Below are 14,951 nucleotides of genomic sequence, written 5' to 3'. Positions count from 1 at the left end.
TTGGGGGTGGGGGGCCCCGGGCACTGAATTGAATTAGACGCGCGCCTCGGCCTTATCGTCAGCAGCTGGACTCTTCGCTCCTTTAGAGAGCTCAGGCTGTCTCATGGAGAGCGGGACTCTGACCGACCGGGTTGATCCCTGACATTTTGGACCGGGCTGATCCCTGACACTATTCGATCACTGCTGTGTTGTCTCCGCCGTTTCCTGCGCGACGCGGAGCCGCGCACGCGGCGGAGCAAAGCGCAGGAAACGGCGGTCGCGGTCGATCAGCCCGAGGTCTCGGCCCCAGAAGCGGACGATGTGGCCGCCGGTATCGTGCTTGGCGAGGCCGATGAGTTCGCCGGCGAGCGCTTCGCCAACGAAGACGTGCTCGCCTTGCCATTTGATGTCCCCGGTGGGACGCACGCGGCGGACCTCGTGATCGGCGTCGTACCAGGGATCATCGAGACGGTCTGGCATGAAGCGCACCGGCCTGCGCCAGAGCTTGACGGGGGCCACCTGGTCGAGCGCCTCGTGCGGCCGCTCCTCGTTGAAGTGGCGGCGAAAGGCGTCGAAGCGTCGCTGCTGCTCGGCGGCCGTGTCTGCCGGTGGCTTCGACGTCTCGGCCTTCAGCGTGCGGTGCATGCGCTCGTGCCGGCCGTTGTCCTGCGGGCTCGCTGGTGGGATGTAGCGTGGCTCGATGCCGAGCTTGAGCCACCACACCGAGAGCGCCGAAAGGCCGCCAGCTCCCGTCGATCCGAACGGTACTCCATTGTCGGAGCGGATCGCGTCGGGAAGGCCGATATCCTTGAAAACGCGCTCCAGAGCGCCCTTCACGCCAGCCCAGGTCGGATCGACAATGCGCACCTCGATGAGATAGCGGCTCGCCGCATCGGTGATGGTGAGCGGATCGCAGCGCGTGCCATCGCCAGTGCGGAACCAGCCTTTGAAGTCGATCGCCCACTCGTCATTGGGGCCCTCCGCCGGCGTGATCAGCTCGCCTTGCGCGATCGCCCGACGTCGGCGTGGCCGCGCTTCGACCAGGCCTTCACGCTTCAGGAGGTCGCCGATCGTCGAGGCCGCCGGCCAGTCGACCTCCGGCCGCTCGCGCGCGAGCCAGGCCTTGATCTTCTTGGGGCCAAAATGCGGAAACCGTCGTCGTGTTGCGATGATGCGCCGTGCCAGCCGGTCCGCTGTGGCGTGCGGGCAGTTCTGCACGGCGTGGCTCTTCTCCTCGAACCACTGCGGATCCCCGCTCGCGCGGCGGCGCTCCCAAACGTAGAACGTCTCCCGGCTGATGCCGTGCCGCGCGCACAGCTCCGTCACCGAAAAAGCTCCCGTGTCGTACTCCCGAAACAACCCGATACGCTGCTCCACAGGACTGCTCTCCCTGAAAGGCATCGACCGATCCTCCTTCGAATCGGACGAAGCTTGCCTGTCAGGAATCAACCCGGTCTGAATTGTCAGGACTCAGCCCGGTTCATACCCCCGGGAACCCCCACCCCCGACCCCTCCCCGCAAGGGGGAGGGGAGCGCAGTGGCGCGTGAGGTGATCGCGTAGCCAGCTCAGCCGCGGGCGCGCGTAGCCCGGATGAGCGGAGCGATATCCGGGGTCCTATGAGCTGCCGAGGCGAACCCGGGTGTCGCTGCGCTCACCCGGGCTACGAAGGGCTACTCCGCCGCCATCGCCTTCTTGTGCAGCGAAAGGCCCAGCCGCTCCCAGACCTGCAGCAGGGCCTCGGCGAGGCGGTCGATCAGGCCGTCGTCGTGATAGGGCGAGGGCGTGATGCGCAGGCGCTCGGCGCCCTTGGCGACGGTCGGGTAGTTGATCGGCTGGATGTAGATGCCGTGCTCTTCCAGCAGCAGGTCGGAGGCCTGCTTGCACTTCTCGGGATCGCCGACGAACAGCGGCACGATGTGGGTGTCGTTGGTCATCACCGGCAGGCCGGCGGCGTTAAGGATCGCCTTCACCCGCGCGGCGCGGTCCTGGTGGCGTTCGCGCTCCCAGCTCGACGATTTCAGGTGCTTGATCGCAGCCGTGGCGGCCGAGCAGATCGGCGGCGGCAGCGCGGTCGTGAAGATGAAGCCCGGCGCATAGGAGCGCACGGCGTCGATGATCTCGCCCTTCGCGGCGATGTAGCCGCCGAGGCAGCCGAACGCCTTGGCGAGGGTGCCTTCGAGGATGTCGATGCGGTGCATGACGCCGTCGCGCTCGGCGATGCCGCCGCCGCGCGGGCCGTACATGCCGACCGCATGCACCTCGTCGACATAGGTCATCGCGTTGTAGCGCTCGGCGAGATCGCAGATCGCCGCCAGTGGCGCGACGTCGCCGTCCATCGAATACAGGCTCTCGCAGGCGATCAGCTTCGGCCGGTTCGGGCCGGCCGCGATCAGGAGCTCTTCGAGATGGCCGAGGTCGTTGTGGCGCCAGATCTGGCGCTCGCAGCCGGACTGGCGCACGCCCTCGATCATCGAATTGTGGTTCAGCGCGTCCGACAGGATCAGGCAGTCGGGGATCAGCTTGGCGAGCGTGGCGATGCCGGTCTGGTTGGAGACATAACCGGAGGTGAACAGCAGCGCCGCTTCCTTGCCGTGGAGGTCGGCGAGTTCGGCCTCGAGCTGCACCAGGGGATGATGGGTTCCGGCGATGTTGCGGGTGCCGCCGGCGCCGGTCCCGACGCGGGTCGCGGTCTCGACCATCGCGCCGACCACCTTCGGGTGCTGGCCCATGCCGAGATAGTCGTTGGAGCACCAGATCACGACATTGCGTGGTCCGCTCGGCGAGTGCCAGGTCGCATGCGGGAACCGGCCGGCGATGCGTTCGAGATCGGCGAAGACACGGTAGCGACGCTCATCATGCAGGCGACCGAGGGCGGCACTGAAGTACTGGCTGTAGTCCATCACGAAACCCGAACTGGCGCGCTGCAGTGCAGCATCTAAAGTGAAGACCTCGCGGCATGCGTGGCGTGAGGTCTTCTTAGAGCGTTTCCAGAGCGGCTGTCGAGCCGGAATCCCACGGCGGGAATTGGGCGATTTGTCCAAGGGAGGAGTGATCTCGGCCGAACGGCGCCCGGATTGCGGCGACGCGGCGGCGGCACGGCTTCGCAGCCTCAGGTGGTGCGATAATGCAGCACGGCGTCGACGTCCTGGCTGGTCAGCCGGCCCTCGACCAGCATGTAGTTGACGTGGGCGATCAGTTCGCCGGCGGCAAAGCCCATCTGGTGCGGGTCGAGCACGTGCTTGTGGAACACGACCGGCACGAGCTGCGCCGAGGTCTTCGGCTCGTCGCGGCAGGCGTCCGCGATCATCCGGCAGCGTTCCTCGTGGTGGTCGGCGAGCTGCTTGATGCGCGTCTTCAGCCCGTAGAACGGCACGCCATGGCCTGGCAGCACCAGCACGTCATAGGGCAGGGTGGTGGTGAGGCTCGCCAGCGAGGCCAGATATTCGCCGAGCGAGTTCTGGTCCGGCTCGACCGCCCAGACGCTGACATTGGGCGAGATCTTGCTCAGCACCTGGTCGGCGGACAGGAACAACTTGTCGGCGGCGCAATACAGCATGACCTGGTCGAGCGCGTGGCCGCCGCCGGTGATGACCTTGAAGCGCCGGCTGCCGATCTGGATCTCGTCGCCATGGGAGATGCGGCGGTAAGAGGCCGGCAGCACCGAGACGCGCTGCAGATATTCCTGGCCGCGGCCGAGCAGCTTGTCGGTCAGGGTCTCGTCCATGCCGTGGCGGCGGAAGAACAGCCGCTGGGCATCGCGACGCTCCTCGGTGCCGCGGTTCTGGTGATAGACCGACTGCAGGTACTCGACCTGCGACATCACCAGCGGGCAGTTGAAGCGCTCGACGATCCAGCCGGCGAGCCCGACATGGTCGGGATGCGAATGCGTCACGATCAGCCGACTGATCTTGACGTGTTTGAGCGGGCCATCGAGCAGCCGCGTCCAGGCGGCGATCGACTCCTCATTGCCGAAGCCTGAGTCCACCGCGACCCAGCCGTCGCCATCGGCGAGCAGATAGATGTTCACATGGTTGAGGCGGAACGGCAGCTTCAGGCGCAGCCACAGCACGCCGGGCGCGACCTCGACGACCTGGTCCTCACCGGGATGCTGCTCCCAGGGATAGCGCAGGGCTTCGGCGGAGGAGTGAACGGTGTCTGTCTTCGTCATGCCTCATCGATTAACGGCCGCTGCGGGCGAGCGCCAGCCGAAAAACACATGGCTGGACGGCATTCCGGGGTACGGAAGGTGCTTCGGGTCGCGCCAGCATGACCTGCCTCGACGCCTTCTGCTTCGCCACGCCCCCATCATTCCGGGGCGAGGCCGCAGGCCTCGAACCCGGAATGACCGGCGAGTAGCAACTACGCCGCCCGGATGTTGGTCAGGAACGAATCGACCTCGGCGCGCAAGGTGTCGGCCTCGCGGCGCAGCGCCTCCGAGGCGCTGAGCACCTCGTTGGCGGAGGTGCCGGCCTGGGCCGAGGCGCTGGAGACGCCGGTGATGTTGTTGGAGACCTCGGTGGTGCCGGAGGCCGCCTGCTGGATGTTGCGGGCGATCTCGTGCGTCGCGGTGCCCTGCTGCTCGACGGCGGCGGCGATCGCGGTGGTGACGTTGTCGATCTCGGCGATGGTCTCGCCGATGTTGCGGATCGCCGACACGGCCGACGAGGCGACCTGCTGCATGCCTGCGATCTGGGTGCGGATCTCGTCGGTGGCCTTGGCGGTCTGGCTCGCCAGGCTCTTCACCTCCTGCGCGACCACCGCGAAGCCGCGGCCGGCCTCGCCCGCGCGCGCCGCCTCGATGGTGGCGTTGAGCGCGAGCAGGTTGGTCTGCGAGGCGATCGCCTGGATCAGGTCGACGACGACGCTGACGCGGCTCGCATTGTCGGCGAGTCCCTGCATCGTCGAGTCGGTGGCGCCGGCTTCCTCGACCGCCTTCTTGGCGATCTGGGCCGAGGTCACGACCTGGCGGCTGATCTCCGCGATCGACGACGACAACTGCTCGGTGCCGGCCGACACGGTCTGGACGTTGACCGAGGTCTCCTCGGCAGCCGCCGCGACCGCATTGACCAGCGAGTTGGACTGGTCGGCGGTCTGCGACATGCTCTGCGCGGTCGCCTGCATGGCCGTGGCGGAGTTCTGCAGCGTGCCGAGGGCGCTGCGCACCGTCGCCTCGAACGTGGCGATCTGCGCCTCCATGCGCGCGGCGCGCTCGGCCTTGGCGGCATTCTCGCGGTCCTGCTCGGCGGCCAGGGTACGGGCACGGACCATGTTGTCGCGGAACACCTGCAGGGTGTCGACCATCGCGCCGATCTCGTCGCGCTGCTTCGAGGCCGCAATCTCGGTGTCGAGATCGCCGCTCGACAGCGTCTGCATCGCCTGCTGCAGCCGCTTGATCCGGCGCAGGATGTTGCCGCCGACATAGAGCCAGACGAACAGCACCGAGCCGAGCAGCGTGGCTGCGCCGGCACCGACCATGCCGAGCGTTGCGAGCTCGATGTCACGGCCCGCCGTGCTGGTGGCGCTTTCGGTCGACTTGCGCACGCCTTCGACGAGCTGCTGCACGCTGATGTCGAGACCGACATTGAGCTTTCGCGTCTCCTCCAGCACGGTCTGCCCGTAATCGTTGGCGTCGAGCTCCTTCTCGCGCGTCTTGAACACGCGGGCCTTGCCCTCGCCGAGCGCGGCGAGCTTCAGCGCGGCATCGTGGATTGCCTTGGTGCTGCGGCCGGTCGGCAGCAATTCGAGATTGGATTTGAGCTGCGCCAGCGCCTCCTTGAACTGCCGCTCGATCGTCTCCAGCGTGTCGCTGTCGTTGGCCGAGAGCGCGGCGGCCATCTGCGCCACCAGCAGGTTGCCGGACGCGATCACGTTGCCGAGCTGTTCGACGAACCGTGCGGCCGCCGTTGCATCGTCTGCCGACACCTCGGCTGCGCCGAGCACGGCGTTGAGCTGCGTCTGGGCATCCAGCATCGGCTCGTTGGCGGCGGCAGTGAAGTCCGCCTGCGCCTTGCGCAGCGCGTCATACTGCTTGTTGTGCAGGGCCGCCACTTCGAGCCGCTCGCGTGCGGCCGACACCAGGCTCTGATTGGCTTCGTTGATGTTCTTGATGGTCTCCGCGAGCGGCGCCACCACGCTTTTCGCGGCGCCGAGCGCGCTGATCTCGCTCAGGCGCTCCTGCGTGGTCTTCTGGATCTCCTGCATCTTCTTCAGGCGATCGTTGAGCGCGTCCTCGCTCTGGGACTGCAGCAGCGCCGGGCCGAGGCTGGCCAGGCCGGAGCTCTGCGCCAGCAATTGCAGGCTCGACGTGAGGCGCGGAATCTCGCGGTCCGAGAGCTCGACCATGGTGCCGCCGACGTGTCGCAGCATCAGTCCCGCAGCGACGCTGATCGCGATCGCCATGCCGGCGATCACTGCGAAGGCTGCGAACAGGCTGCCGCGGACGCCCCATCCAGGTCGCAGGACTCCGAGCACCCTGCTGAAGCTGAACCGAATCGCCATCTCTGGTGTCCCCCGATATGCACTACTTGGAGCTGTTGCTTGCAGGCAGTATCGCGGCGGGCGGTTAACAAATCCGGGAAACTACTCGGGCAGTGCTGGGTTTTCTCGCATTTTCGCATTTCACCGTGCGGCATTTAACAGGACGGAAAGGATTGTTGGGCCGCGCTTTCGATAACCTATGACAGAAAGGCCGGCATCGCTGCCGGCCTTCCCGTCGTTTGTTGTTATTTGACGCCTGCGGATCAGTAGCGGGCCGCGAGCGGAGCGCCCCAGTTGAAGCGGTAGTTCACGCCAGCCTTGAAGGTGTGGTCGTCGGTGGTGAAGCTGCCGGTCGGGACCAGCGCGGCGGGCGCCGTGAAGGTGGCGCTGCCGAAATTGTAGTACTGATACTCGGCCTTGGCCGACCAGTTGGGCGCGAACATGTATTCGAGGCCGGCGCCGACGGTCCAGCCGTTGCGGTGGTCGCCGTTGGTTGCGAAGCCGACCGGCGTGCCGGCGAACGTCACCTTCTCGTTGTTGTCGGAATAGGCGTAGCCGCCCTTCACGTAGAGCAGGCCCGGACCCCAGGTGTAGCCGAAGCGGCCGGTGATCGAGCCGAGGCCGCGCTGGCTGTTGGTGTAGACGAGGCCGCCGGGGAAGGCGGCGCCGACGCTGCCGCTCAGCCAGCTGTACTGGCCCTCGGCGCCGATCACCCAGGTCGGTGCGAACTGCCAGTCGGCGCCGACCTGCACGCCGCCCAGGAAGCGGCCGTTGGAGTTGTTGCCGGTGGCGAGGCCGGAGAAGTTGTTGTCGCTGGAGAACGCGCCGCCGAGATGGGCGCCGAGATAGAAGCCGGTCCAGTTGTAGATCGGAGCGGCATAGGCCGGCGGCGCCTTGGTGGCGTAGGGATAGGTCCGGGCGCCGAGATCGGCGGCGACAGCGGACTGGGCCGAGGCCAGCGCGGCGACTGCAACGGTTGCGAACAGGATCTTCTTCATGGCGGGTCTCCGATACTCAACTAACAAGGCTCGCGCAGCGCGCGCCGTCGATGGATCGGAGATAGATCGCTTTCGAATAAAATGCTGTCACTCGCGCAGCACACTGGCCTCCAACCCGACCTTCTGCGGGCAAAGGTTCTGGCGTAGTTAGCAATGCACTAACGAAGGCTGGAGCAGGAGCTGACGCCGGGCCTTGCTGTGCCGTCGCGGCACAACCGGTTAAGGCGCGTTAAGAGCTCGATGCAAGGCCGCGACTGCGTCGCGCAGCTGCTCGCGATGGATGATGTCGTCCTTGGGCATCGAAGCGATGCCGGCGGCGAGCTCGTGAAGGATCGCGGCGAGCAGTCCAAAGTTCAGATGCATATGGATCGATTTGCGGACGTCCTCGGGGCCGGGGCGCTCCAGGGTCAATGCCAGGCCAGATGATTCGAGATGGGCTTCGAACCGCGAGGAATGCTCGAACGTGCCGGCATAGAACTTGTCGGGATATTCGAGCGCGATCTCGGCCTTGTCCGGGATGGGTTTCGACATGGTGGCTCCTGAGCGGCGATGCGCGGATGTTCGCAGATCCGCCTCCCGCCGCCTTGCGCCAGGTCATAGTGGGCGGAGCGCCTGCGTCCCCCGATCGAGTCGGGCCGGACCGCATTTCTACGGGGGCGGAAATTTACCTTACCCTGAGAAAAGGTTGTGCACGCTGATCAAATTGACGACTCGATGCCGGTCGTTCCGGACGGACCAGCTCCATGCAAGCGAGCGGAGAGGGCTCCGGCGGGGCGACGGCGGGTGCAGTCCACCCTCCAGCGAATGTGCCGCCGACATGAAGATGCGTCTCTCCATTTCCACGTTCATTGCGGCTTTTGGCCTTGTGCTCGCGCTCGGCTTCGGTGCGGTCGTGCTGACCAGCGCCTATGCGCTGCGCGAGCTCAAGGTCGGCGGGCCCCTCTACGACAAGATCAAGCTCGGCAATGATCTGGTGGCCGACATCCTGCCGCCGCCTGAATATGTGCTCGAGGCCTATCTCGATGCGACCCTCGCACTCCGGACGCCGAAGGATCTCGACACGCATGTCAAGAAGCTGGCGCAACTGAAGATGGACTATGAGGATCGCAAGACGTTCTGGACCGGCTCGGCGCTGCAGCCTGATCTGAAATCGCTGCTGGTCGAACGATCGGACGGCGAGGTTCGGAAATTCTGGCAGGCCCTGGAGGCCGAGTTGATCCCGGCGCTGCGCTCCGGCGACATGGCGAAGGCCGATGCCGCCTATGCCCGGCTGGCCGAAGCCTACGCCGCCCACCGCGCGGTGATCGATACGCTGGTCGACAAGGCAAACAAGCTGAATTCGGACATGGAGGCGACGGCGGCGACCCAGGATCGCAGCATCTCCATCGTCGTGTGGACCGTGTCCGGCATCGTTCTGGCTCTGGTCGTCGCCGGCATGTCCGGGCTGGTGATCGGCGTCGTCCGTCCGCTGTCGCGCATGACCGGCCTGATGCGGCGGATCGCCGAGGGCGATCTGTCGGCCGACATTTCCTATTCGGAACGCGGCGACGAGATCGGCGCGATGGCGGGCGCGCTGAGCATCTTCAAGACCAACGCGCTGGAGAATGCGAGCCTGCGCGACAAGCAGGAGCGCGACCGTTTGGCCGCCGAGGAGCATAAGAAGCGCGCCATGCTCGAAATGGCCGACGTGATCGAGCGCGAGACCGAGACGTCCGTCGAAGCTGCGGCCGGCGCATCGCGCCAGGTCGAGGCCGTCGCCGCAGGCCTCTCGAAACTGGCCGAGGAGCTGTCGACCGATGCGCAATCGGTGGCCGCAGCGTCGGAGCAGTCGCTCTCCAATGCCCAGACGGTCTCGTCGGCAGCCGAGCAACTGAGCTCGGCGATCCGCGAGATCTCGAGCCAGGTGGCGCGCGCCAGCACGATCACCAAATCGGCGGTGACGGAGCGCGAGAAGGCGAAGAACACGATGCTCTCCTTGTCCGCGGCCGTGGACAAGATCGCCGAGGTCTCCAACCTGATCGGCGGCATCGCCGAGCAGACCAACCTTTTGGCGCTCAATGCCACCATCGAGGCGGCGCGCGCCGGCGATGCCGGCCGCGGCTTTGCCGTGGTTGCGGCCGAGGTCAAATCGCTGTCGGATCAGACCGCCAAATCGACCGAGGAGATCTCGCGCCTGATCGGCGAGGTGCAGACCACCACGCAGGCGACCGTCGACGTCGTCGAAGGCATCGGCAGCCAGATTTCCGAGATCGACGAGGTCGCAGCCTCGATCGCCGCGGCGATGGAGGAGCAGCACGCGGCGACCCAGGAAATCAGCCGCTCGGTCCAGTCGTCGGCGAGAGCGGCGCGCGACGTGTCGTCCAAGATCGGCAATGTCGGCAGGGACGCCGGCATGGTCAACGATCGGGCCGCCGAGGTGCGCAACGCCATCGGCTCCGTGGCAACGGGCCTGACCTCGCTCCGTGCCACGCTGGTGAAGGCCGTCAGGACGGCGACCGCCGAAGCTGATCGCCGTCAGTCGCCGCGGCTGAAGTCCAGCCTGGCGATCAAGGTCGTCGACGATCGCAAGGGCGTGGTGAAGGCCGATCTGGTGGATATTTCCGAAGGCGGCGCCTGGATCCGGTTCGATCCCGAGCCCGGCATCGGCGATCGCGGCGTCATGGAGTTCAGCGGCTTCGACGGCCGCGTGCAATATCGGGTCTGCGCCCGTGACAAGGACGCACTGCATGTCGAGTTCGACCCCGGCCAGAATCGCGAGGCGTTTCTGGCGTGGTTCAGGCGGACCTTCGCACGGCAGGCGGCGTAGACGGAGCGCCGTCGCTTGCCTCCGCTCTCGGCCAAGAGAACGGAGGCTTCGTGCCGGTCCTCAACGCGCCATCGTCATTGGCGCGAGACCAGATCGCTGATCCGCACTGGGAAGCGCCTGATCCGAATGCCGGTCGCATGCGCCACTGCGTTGGCCACCGCCCCGGCGGAGCCGGTGATGCCGATCTCGCCGACGCCCTTGATGCCGAGCGGGTTGACGAACGGATCGTGCTCCTCGACCGTGAACGCCTCGATCGCCGGGACGTCGGCATTCACCGGCACATGATACTCGCCGAGATTGGCGTTCATGATGCGGCCGCTGCGCCGGTCGGTGACGGCCTCCTCGTGCAGCGCCAGCGAGATGCCCCAGATCATGCCGCCGATGAGCTGGCTGTTCACCAGCTTCGGATTGATGATCCTCCCGGCCGCAAACGCGCCGACCATCCGCGTCACCCTGACCTGGCCGAGATCGGGATCGACCTTGACCTCGGCGAAGACGGCGCCATGCGAGCTCATCGCGTACTGCTCGTTGGCGGCGGGATCGGGCACGCCTGAGCCGGAGCCCTCGATCTCGGCGAGACCGGCGCGGGCCAGGATGTCGGCATAGCTCTCGCCGCGGCTGTCATCGTCGCGCCGCAGCAGCCGCCCGTTGCGAGCGATCACGCCGGCATTGCCGGCGCCGAACAGTGGCGAGCGCTCATCCGCCGTCGCAAGCCCGGCAAGCTTCGCGATGACCGCGGCTCCCGCATTGTGGATCGCGGTGCCCACGGTCGCCGTGTGGGCCGAGCCGCCGGCGATGCCGGCATCCGGCAGATCCGACGTTCCGGCCTTGAACGTGACCTGGTCGAGATCGAGCGCGAGAGAATCCGCGGCGATCTGTGCGAACGCGGTCCACGCGCCCTGGCCCATGTCGTGCGCGCCGCTCTCCACCACGCCGCTGCCATCGCGCCGGATCACCGCGCGCGCCTGGCCTGCGAACATCAGCGCATGGAACGTCGCCGTGCCCATGCCCCAGCCGACTAGGAAGCCGTCCTTGTCGCGCATCGTGCGCGGCTTCAGCGGCCGCTCCCACCAGCCGAAACGCTCCGCACCTTGTGTGTAGCACTCGCGCAGCGCCTTGGACGAGAACGGCTTGCCGGTGGCCGGCTCGACCTCGGCGTAGTTCTTGACCCGGAAGGCGAGCGGATCGAGGCCGCAGGCCTCGGCCATCTCGTCGACGGCGCTTTCCAGCGCGATCGAGCCCGGCGCGATGCCGGGCGCGCGCACGAACAGCGGCGTGCCGGTGTCCATGCGCACCGCGTCATAGGTGGTCGCGATCGCCGGCGCGGTATACAGCGTGTGCGTGACATGCGCCGCCGCCTCGTAGAAATCCTCGAAGCTCGAGGTCGCGATCCGCGCGTGATGATGGATCGCCGACAATTGTCCCGCGCCGCTTGCGCCGAGCTGCAACGTCTGCCGGGTCGGCGAGCGATGGCCGAACGGACCGTAGAGCTGCTCGCGGCGCACCACGAGCTTCACCGGACGTCCGGTCAGCTTCGCGGCGAGGATGCCGAGGATCTGCGGTCCCGCGATGAGGCCCTTGCCGCCGAAGCCGCCGCCGAGATAGGGGCTGCGGATCAGGATGCTCTCCGGCGCGATGCCGAACAGCTCGGCGAGGCGCCCGCGCATCATCACGAGGCCCTGGGTCGGCGTGTCGATGACGAGGCGATCGCCCTGCCATTCGGCGACGATCGCATGCGGCTCCATCGCGTTGTGATAGTGCGCCGGGGTCTCATAGGTCGCGGTGATCTGCCTGTCGCTGCCCGCCAGCGCGGCCTCGACATCGCCATGGTAGCTCTCGGCAGGAAATCCCATGCCGACCACAGGCGGCACGTAGGCGTCGCTGGCGTCGAGCCCGATGCGGGCCGGCTCGACTTCGTAGCGCGGGGACAGCAGAGCGGCGCCTTCGGTCGCTGCTTCCAGGCTCTCGGCGACGACGAGCGCGATCGGCTGGTTGGCGTAGCGCACGCGATCGTTCTGCAGCGCCTCGAACCGGAACGCGAACGGATTAGGCTTGCCGTCGGGATCGGCGTGCAGCGGCGGCCGGTTGGCGGAGGTCATCACCTCGACCACGCCGGGATGAGCCTTGGCGGCTTCGACGTCGAGCGAGACGACGCGGCCGCGCGCGATGCTGGAGACGGCGAGCACGGCATAGAGCAGGCCGGGCGGATTGTTGTCGGCGGCGTAGCGTGCCGTGCCGGTGACCTTGGCGCGGCCATCGACGCGCGACAGCGACTGGCCGATGTTGGAGCCGTGTCTGATATGGGCGGGATCGCGGGAGAGATTGAGCTCAGGCGTCATGAAGCACTCCTGGAACGGAGGAGAAGGGAGAGGCCGGCAGCGCCGGCATGCGCGACGGCGTGCCTTGGCTCGCGGCTTGCAGCGCGCGCACGATCAGGCTGCGCGCGAGCGGGATCTTGTAGGCGTTGTCGCCGGAGGGCTTTGCGTCGTGCAGCGCCGCCTCGGCGGCGCGTTCGAACAGGCGCGCATCCGCGGGCTGCCCTGCGAGCAGTGCTTCGGCCTGGTGGGCACGCCATGGCTTGGCAGCGACGCCGCCGAGCGCCAGGCGCGCCTGCTTGATGCTGCCGTTCTCGATCACGAGACCGGCTGCCGCCGAGACGATCGCGAACGCGTAGGAATTGCGCTCGCGGACCTTCAGATAACGCGCATGCCTGGCGAAGGCGCGTGCAGCCGCCGGCAGCCGGATCGCGACGATCATGTCGCCCGACGCGAGCACGGTCTCCTTCTCCGGCGTGCTGCCGGGCAACAGATGCAGCGCCTCCAGCGCGACCTCGCGCCGGCCCGCTTTGCCTTCGATCTCAACCACGGCATCGAGGGCGGCGAGCGATACGCAGAAGTCGGAGGGATTGGTGGCGATGCAGGCCTCGCTCCAGCCCAGCACGGCGTGCTGATGGTTGTCGCCGCCGCGGGCGTCGCAGCCGGCGCCGGGCGTGCGCTTGTTGCACGCCGACGCCGGGTCGTAGAAATAGGCGCACCGCGTCCGCTGCAGCAGATTGCCGCCGACGGTGGCCGCATTGCGCAATTGCGCCGACGCGCCGGACAGCAGCGCTTCCGCCACCGCCGGAAAGTCGCGCGCGAAGCCTGAATCATGCGCGAGATCGGCATTGCGCACCAGCGCGCCGATCCTGACATCGCCATTGCCGAGCGTCTCGATGCGCGTGAGCTCGGCGAGATGCGAGATGTCGACCAGCCGCGCCGGCCGGACGACATTGCCCTTCATCAGATCGAGCAGGTTGGTGCCCGAAGCGAGATAGGCGGCGCCGGGTGCGCCGGCGGCGGCAATCGCTTCGGCGACGCTCGACGGCTTCACATAGTCGAACCGGTTCATGCCGCGCGCTCCTTCGTATCAGAGAGCGTCGCCTGCGCGTCGAGCACCGCCTCGACGATACCGACATAGGCGCTGCAGCGGCATAGATTGCCGCTCATGCCTTCGCGCACGCGCTCGGGATCGGAGCCCGCCTGGCCTTCGTTGATGAGCCCGACCGCGCTCATGATCTGGCCCGGCGTGCAGAAGCCACATTGCAGGGCGTCATGATCGATGAACGCCGCCTGCACCGGGTGCAGCTGGTCGCCTTGAGCAAGTCCTTCGATGGTGGTGATCGCGGCGCCGTCGAGGCTGACGGCCAGCGTCAGGCAGGAGTCGATGCGGCGGCCGTCGACCAGGACGGTGCAGGCGCCGCACTGGCCGCGGTCGCAGCCCTTCTTGGTGCCGGTGAGGTGGAGGCGCTCGCGCAGCAGGTCGAGCAGGGTGACCCTGGGGTCGTCGAGCGCAAGCGTTCGCGGCTCACCGTTGACGGTGAGTCTGACAGTCCAATTCATGCGTTGTTCCGATCGAAGCGATGGCCTAATCGGATCGCAGCGGGCACCGCCTTACGAGCGGTGGTCCGTCCAGATCCAGCGACCGCGGGACGACAGCTCAGGAAGGTTGGCTGTCCCGGGTGGCAGGTCTATTTATACGGAGGGTTCCTCCGTTTAGCAAGGGGACATGAACGGTCCGTCATCAAGAGCTGGTGAGATGCAGACGAAACCACAAGAGCGGCCGCGCAAGCCGCGCGCCGATGCGCAGCGAAATCGCGAGCGCGTGCTGGAGGCCGCCAAGGCGGTGTTCAGCGCCGGCGGCGCCGAAGCCAGCCTGGAAGCGGTGGCGCGCCAGGCCGGCGTCGGCATCGGCACGCTGTATCGTCACTTCCCCACCCGCGAGGACCTGTTCGAGGCGGTGTACCGGCGCGAGGTCGAGCAGCTCTCGGAGCTCGCCGAGGCGCTGAAGAGCGAGCCGTCGCCGGTCGAGGCGCTGCGGCGCTGGCTGCGCTCGACGGTGCAGTTCGTCGCCACCAAGAAGGGCATGATGGCCGCACTGGCGATCGTCATGAACGCGAACTCCGAGCTCGCCGCCTATTCGCACGGCCATCTCACCCGCTCGATCGGCGCGCTGCTGTCGCGGGCCGTCCAGGCCGGCGAGATTCGCAGCGACATCAGCGCCGACGACGTCCTGCGTGCGCTGATCGGCATGTGCTACATGCACGACCAGACCGGCTGGCAGCAGAGCGTGCTGCGGCTGTTGGATGTGTTCGTGGATGGGTTGCGGGTGGGGAAGGGAAGAGTCAGCGAAGCGTAGTTGGCTTTCCGTCCTG

11 protein-coding genes are annotated in these 14,951 nt (G+C 67.1%); 2 read left to right on the top strand and 9 right to left on the bottom strand.

What is annotated here, in order from left to right:
* Positions 1 to 177: 177 nt before the first annotated feature.
* From QX126_RS26435 to QX126_RS26410, 6 genes are all read right to left on the bottom strand, one after another.
* A complete protein-coding gene (locus QX126_RS26435) occupies positions 178 to 1,305 on the bottom strand; it encodes an integrase core domain-containing protein (protein WP_409998081.1) in 1,128 nt (375 codons plus the stop codon).
* Between the two features lie 345 nt (positions 1,306 to 1,650).
* A complete protein-coding gene (hemA, locus tag QX126_RS26430; protein ID WP_315778420.1) occupies positions 1,651 to 2,880 on the bottom strand; it encodes a 5-aminolevulinate synthase in 1,230 nt (409 codons plus the stop codon).
* 209 nt (positions 2,881 to 3,089) lie between these two features.
* Positions 3,090 to 4,148, bottom strand: coding sequence for an MBL fold metallo-hydrolase (locus QX126_RS26425; protein WP_315784736.1), 1,059 nt, complete (start codon positions 4,146 to 4,148; stop codon positions 3,090 to 3,092).
* 191 nt (positions 4,149 to 4,339) lie between these two features.
* Complete coding sequence (locus QX126_RS26420) at positions 4,340 to 6,478, bottom strand: HAMP domain-containing methyl-accepting chemotaxis protein (protein ID WP_315784733.1); 2,139 nt, start codon at positions 6,476 to 6,478, stop codon at positions 4,340 to 4,342.
* A 242-nt stretch (positions 6,479 to 6,720) separates the two neighbouring features.
* A complete protein-coding gene (locus QX126_RS26415) occupies positions 6,721 to 7,455 on the bottom strand; it encodes a porin family protein (protein ID WP_315784731.1) in 735 nt (244 codons plus the stop codon).
* A 219-nt stretch (positions 7,456 to 7,674) separates the two neighbouring features.
* Positions 7,675 to 7,986: a hypothetical protein gene (locus tag QX126_RS26410; protein ID WP_315735943.1), complete on the bottom strand. Its 312-nt coding sequence runs from the start codon at positions 7,984 to 7,986 to the stop codon at positions 7,675 to 7,677.
* Between the two features lie 286 nt (positions 7,987 to 8,272).
* Here QX126_RS26410 and QX126_RS26405 point away from each other — a divergent pair, with 286 nt between their 5' ends.
* The gene (locus QX126_RS26405; protein ID WP_315784726.1) at positions 8,273 to 10,261 is read left to right on the top strand and encodes a methyl-accepting chemotaxis protein; all 1,989 of its coding nucleotides are present in this window, start codon (positions 8,273 to 8,275) and stop codon (positions 10,259 to 10,261) included.
* Positions 10,262 to 10,335: 74 nt separating this feature from the next.
* Here QX126_RS26405 and QX126_RS26400 read toward each other — a convergent pair whose 3' ends face one another.
* Genes QX126_RS26400 through QX126_RS26390 form a run of 3 tightly spaced genes read right to left on the bottom strand, consistent with a single transcriptional unit; the run spans position 10,336 to position 14,139 of the window.
* Positions 10,336 to 12,600: a xanthine dehydrogenase family protein molybdopterin-binding subunit gene (locus tag QX126_RS26400; protein ID WP_315784723.1), complete on the bottom strand. Its 2,265-nt coding sequence runs from the start codon at positions 12,598 to 12,600 to the stop codon at positions 10,336 to 10,338.
* Positions 12,590 to 13,648 (bottom strand): xanthine dehydrogenase family protein subunit M, encoded by a 1,059-nt coding sequence (locus QX126_RS26395; RefSeq protein ID WP_315784720.1) that lies wholly within the window; start codon positions 13,646 to 13,648, stop codon positions 12,590 to 12,592. Before QX126_RS26395 ends, QX126_RS26400 begins: the two co-directional genes overlap by 11 nt.
* Positions 13,645 to 14,139 (bottom strand): (2Fe-2S)-binding protein, encoded by a 495-nt coding sequence (locus QX126_RS26390; RefSeq protein ID WP_315778413.1) that lies wholly within the window; start codon positions 14,137 to 14,139, stop codon positions 13,645 to 13,647. Before QX126_RS26390 ends, QX126_RS26395 begins: the two co-directional genes overlap by 4 nt.
* A 196-nt stretch (positions 14,140 to 14,335) precedes the next feature.
* On the opposite strand from QX126_RS26390, the gene QX126_RS26385 reads away from it, so the two are divergent.
* Complete coding sequence (locus tag QX126_RS26385; protein ID WP_315778412.1) at positions 14,336 to 14,935, top strand: TetR/AcrR family transcriptional regulator; 600 nt, start codon at positions 14,336 to 14,338, stop codon at positions 14,933 to 14,935.
* Positions 14,936 to 14,951: the final 16 nt, after the last annotated feature.

It is taken from the genome of Bradyrhizobium sp. SZCCHNPS1003 (assembly GCF_032381555.1).
Taxonomy (GTDB): Bacteria; Pseudomonadota; Alphaproteobacteria; order Rhizobiales; family Xanthobacteraceae; genus Bradyrhizobium.
This window is presented reverse-complemented; position numbering and strand designations above follow the sequence as displayed.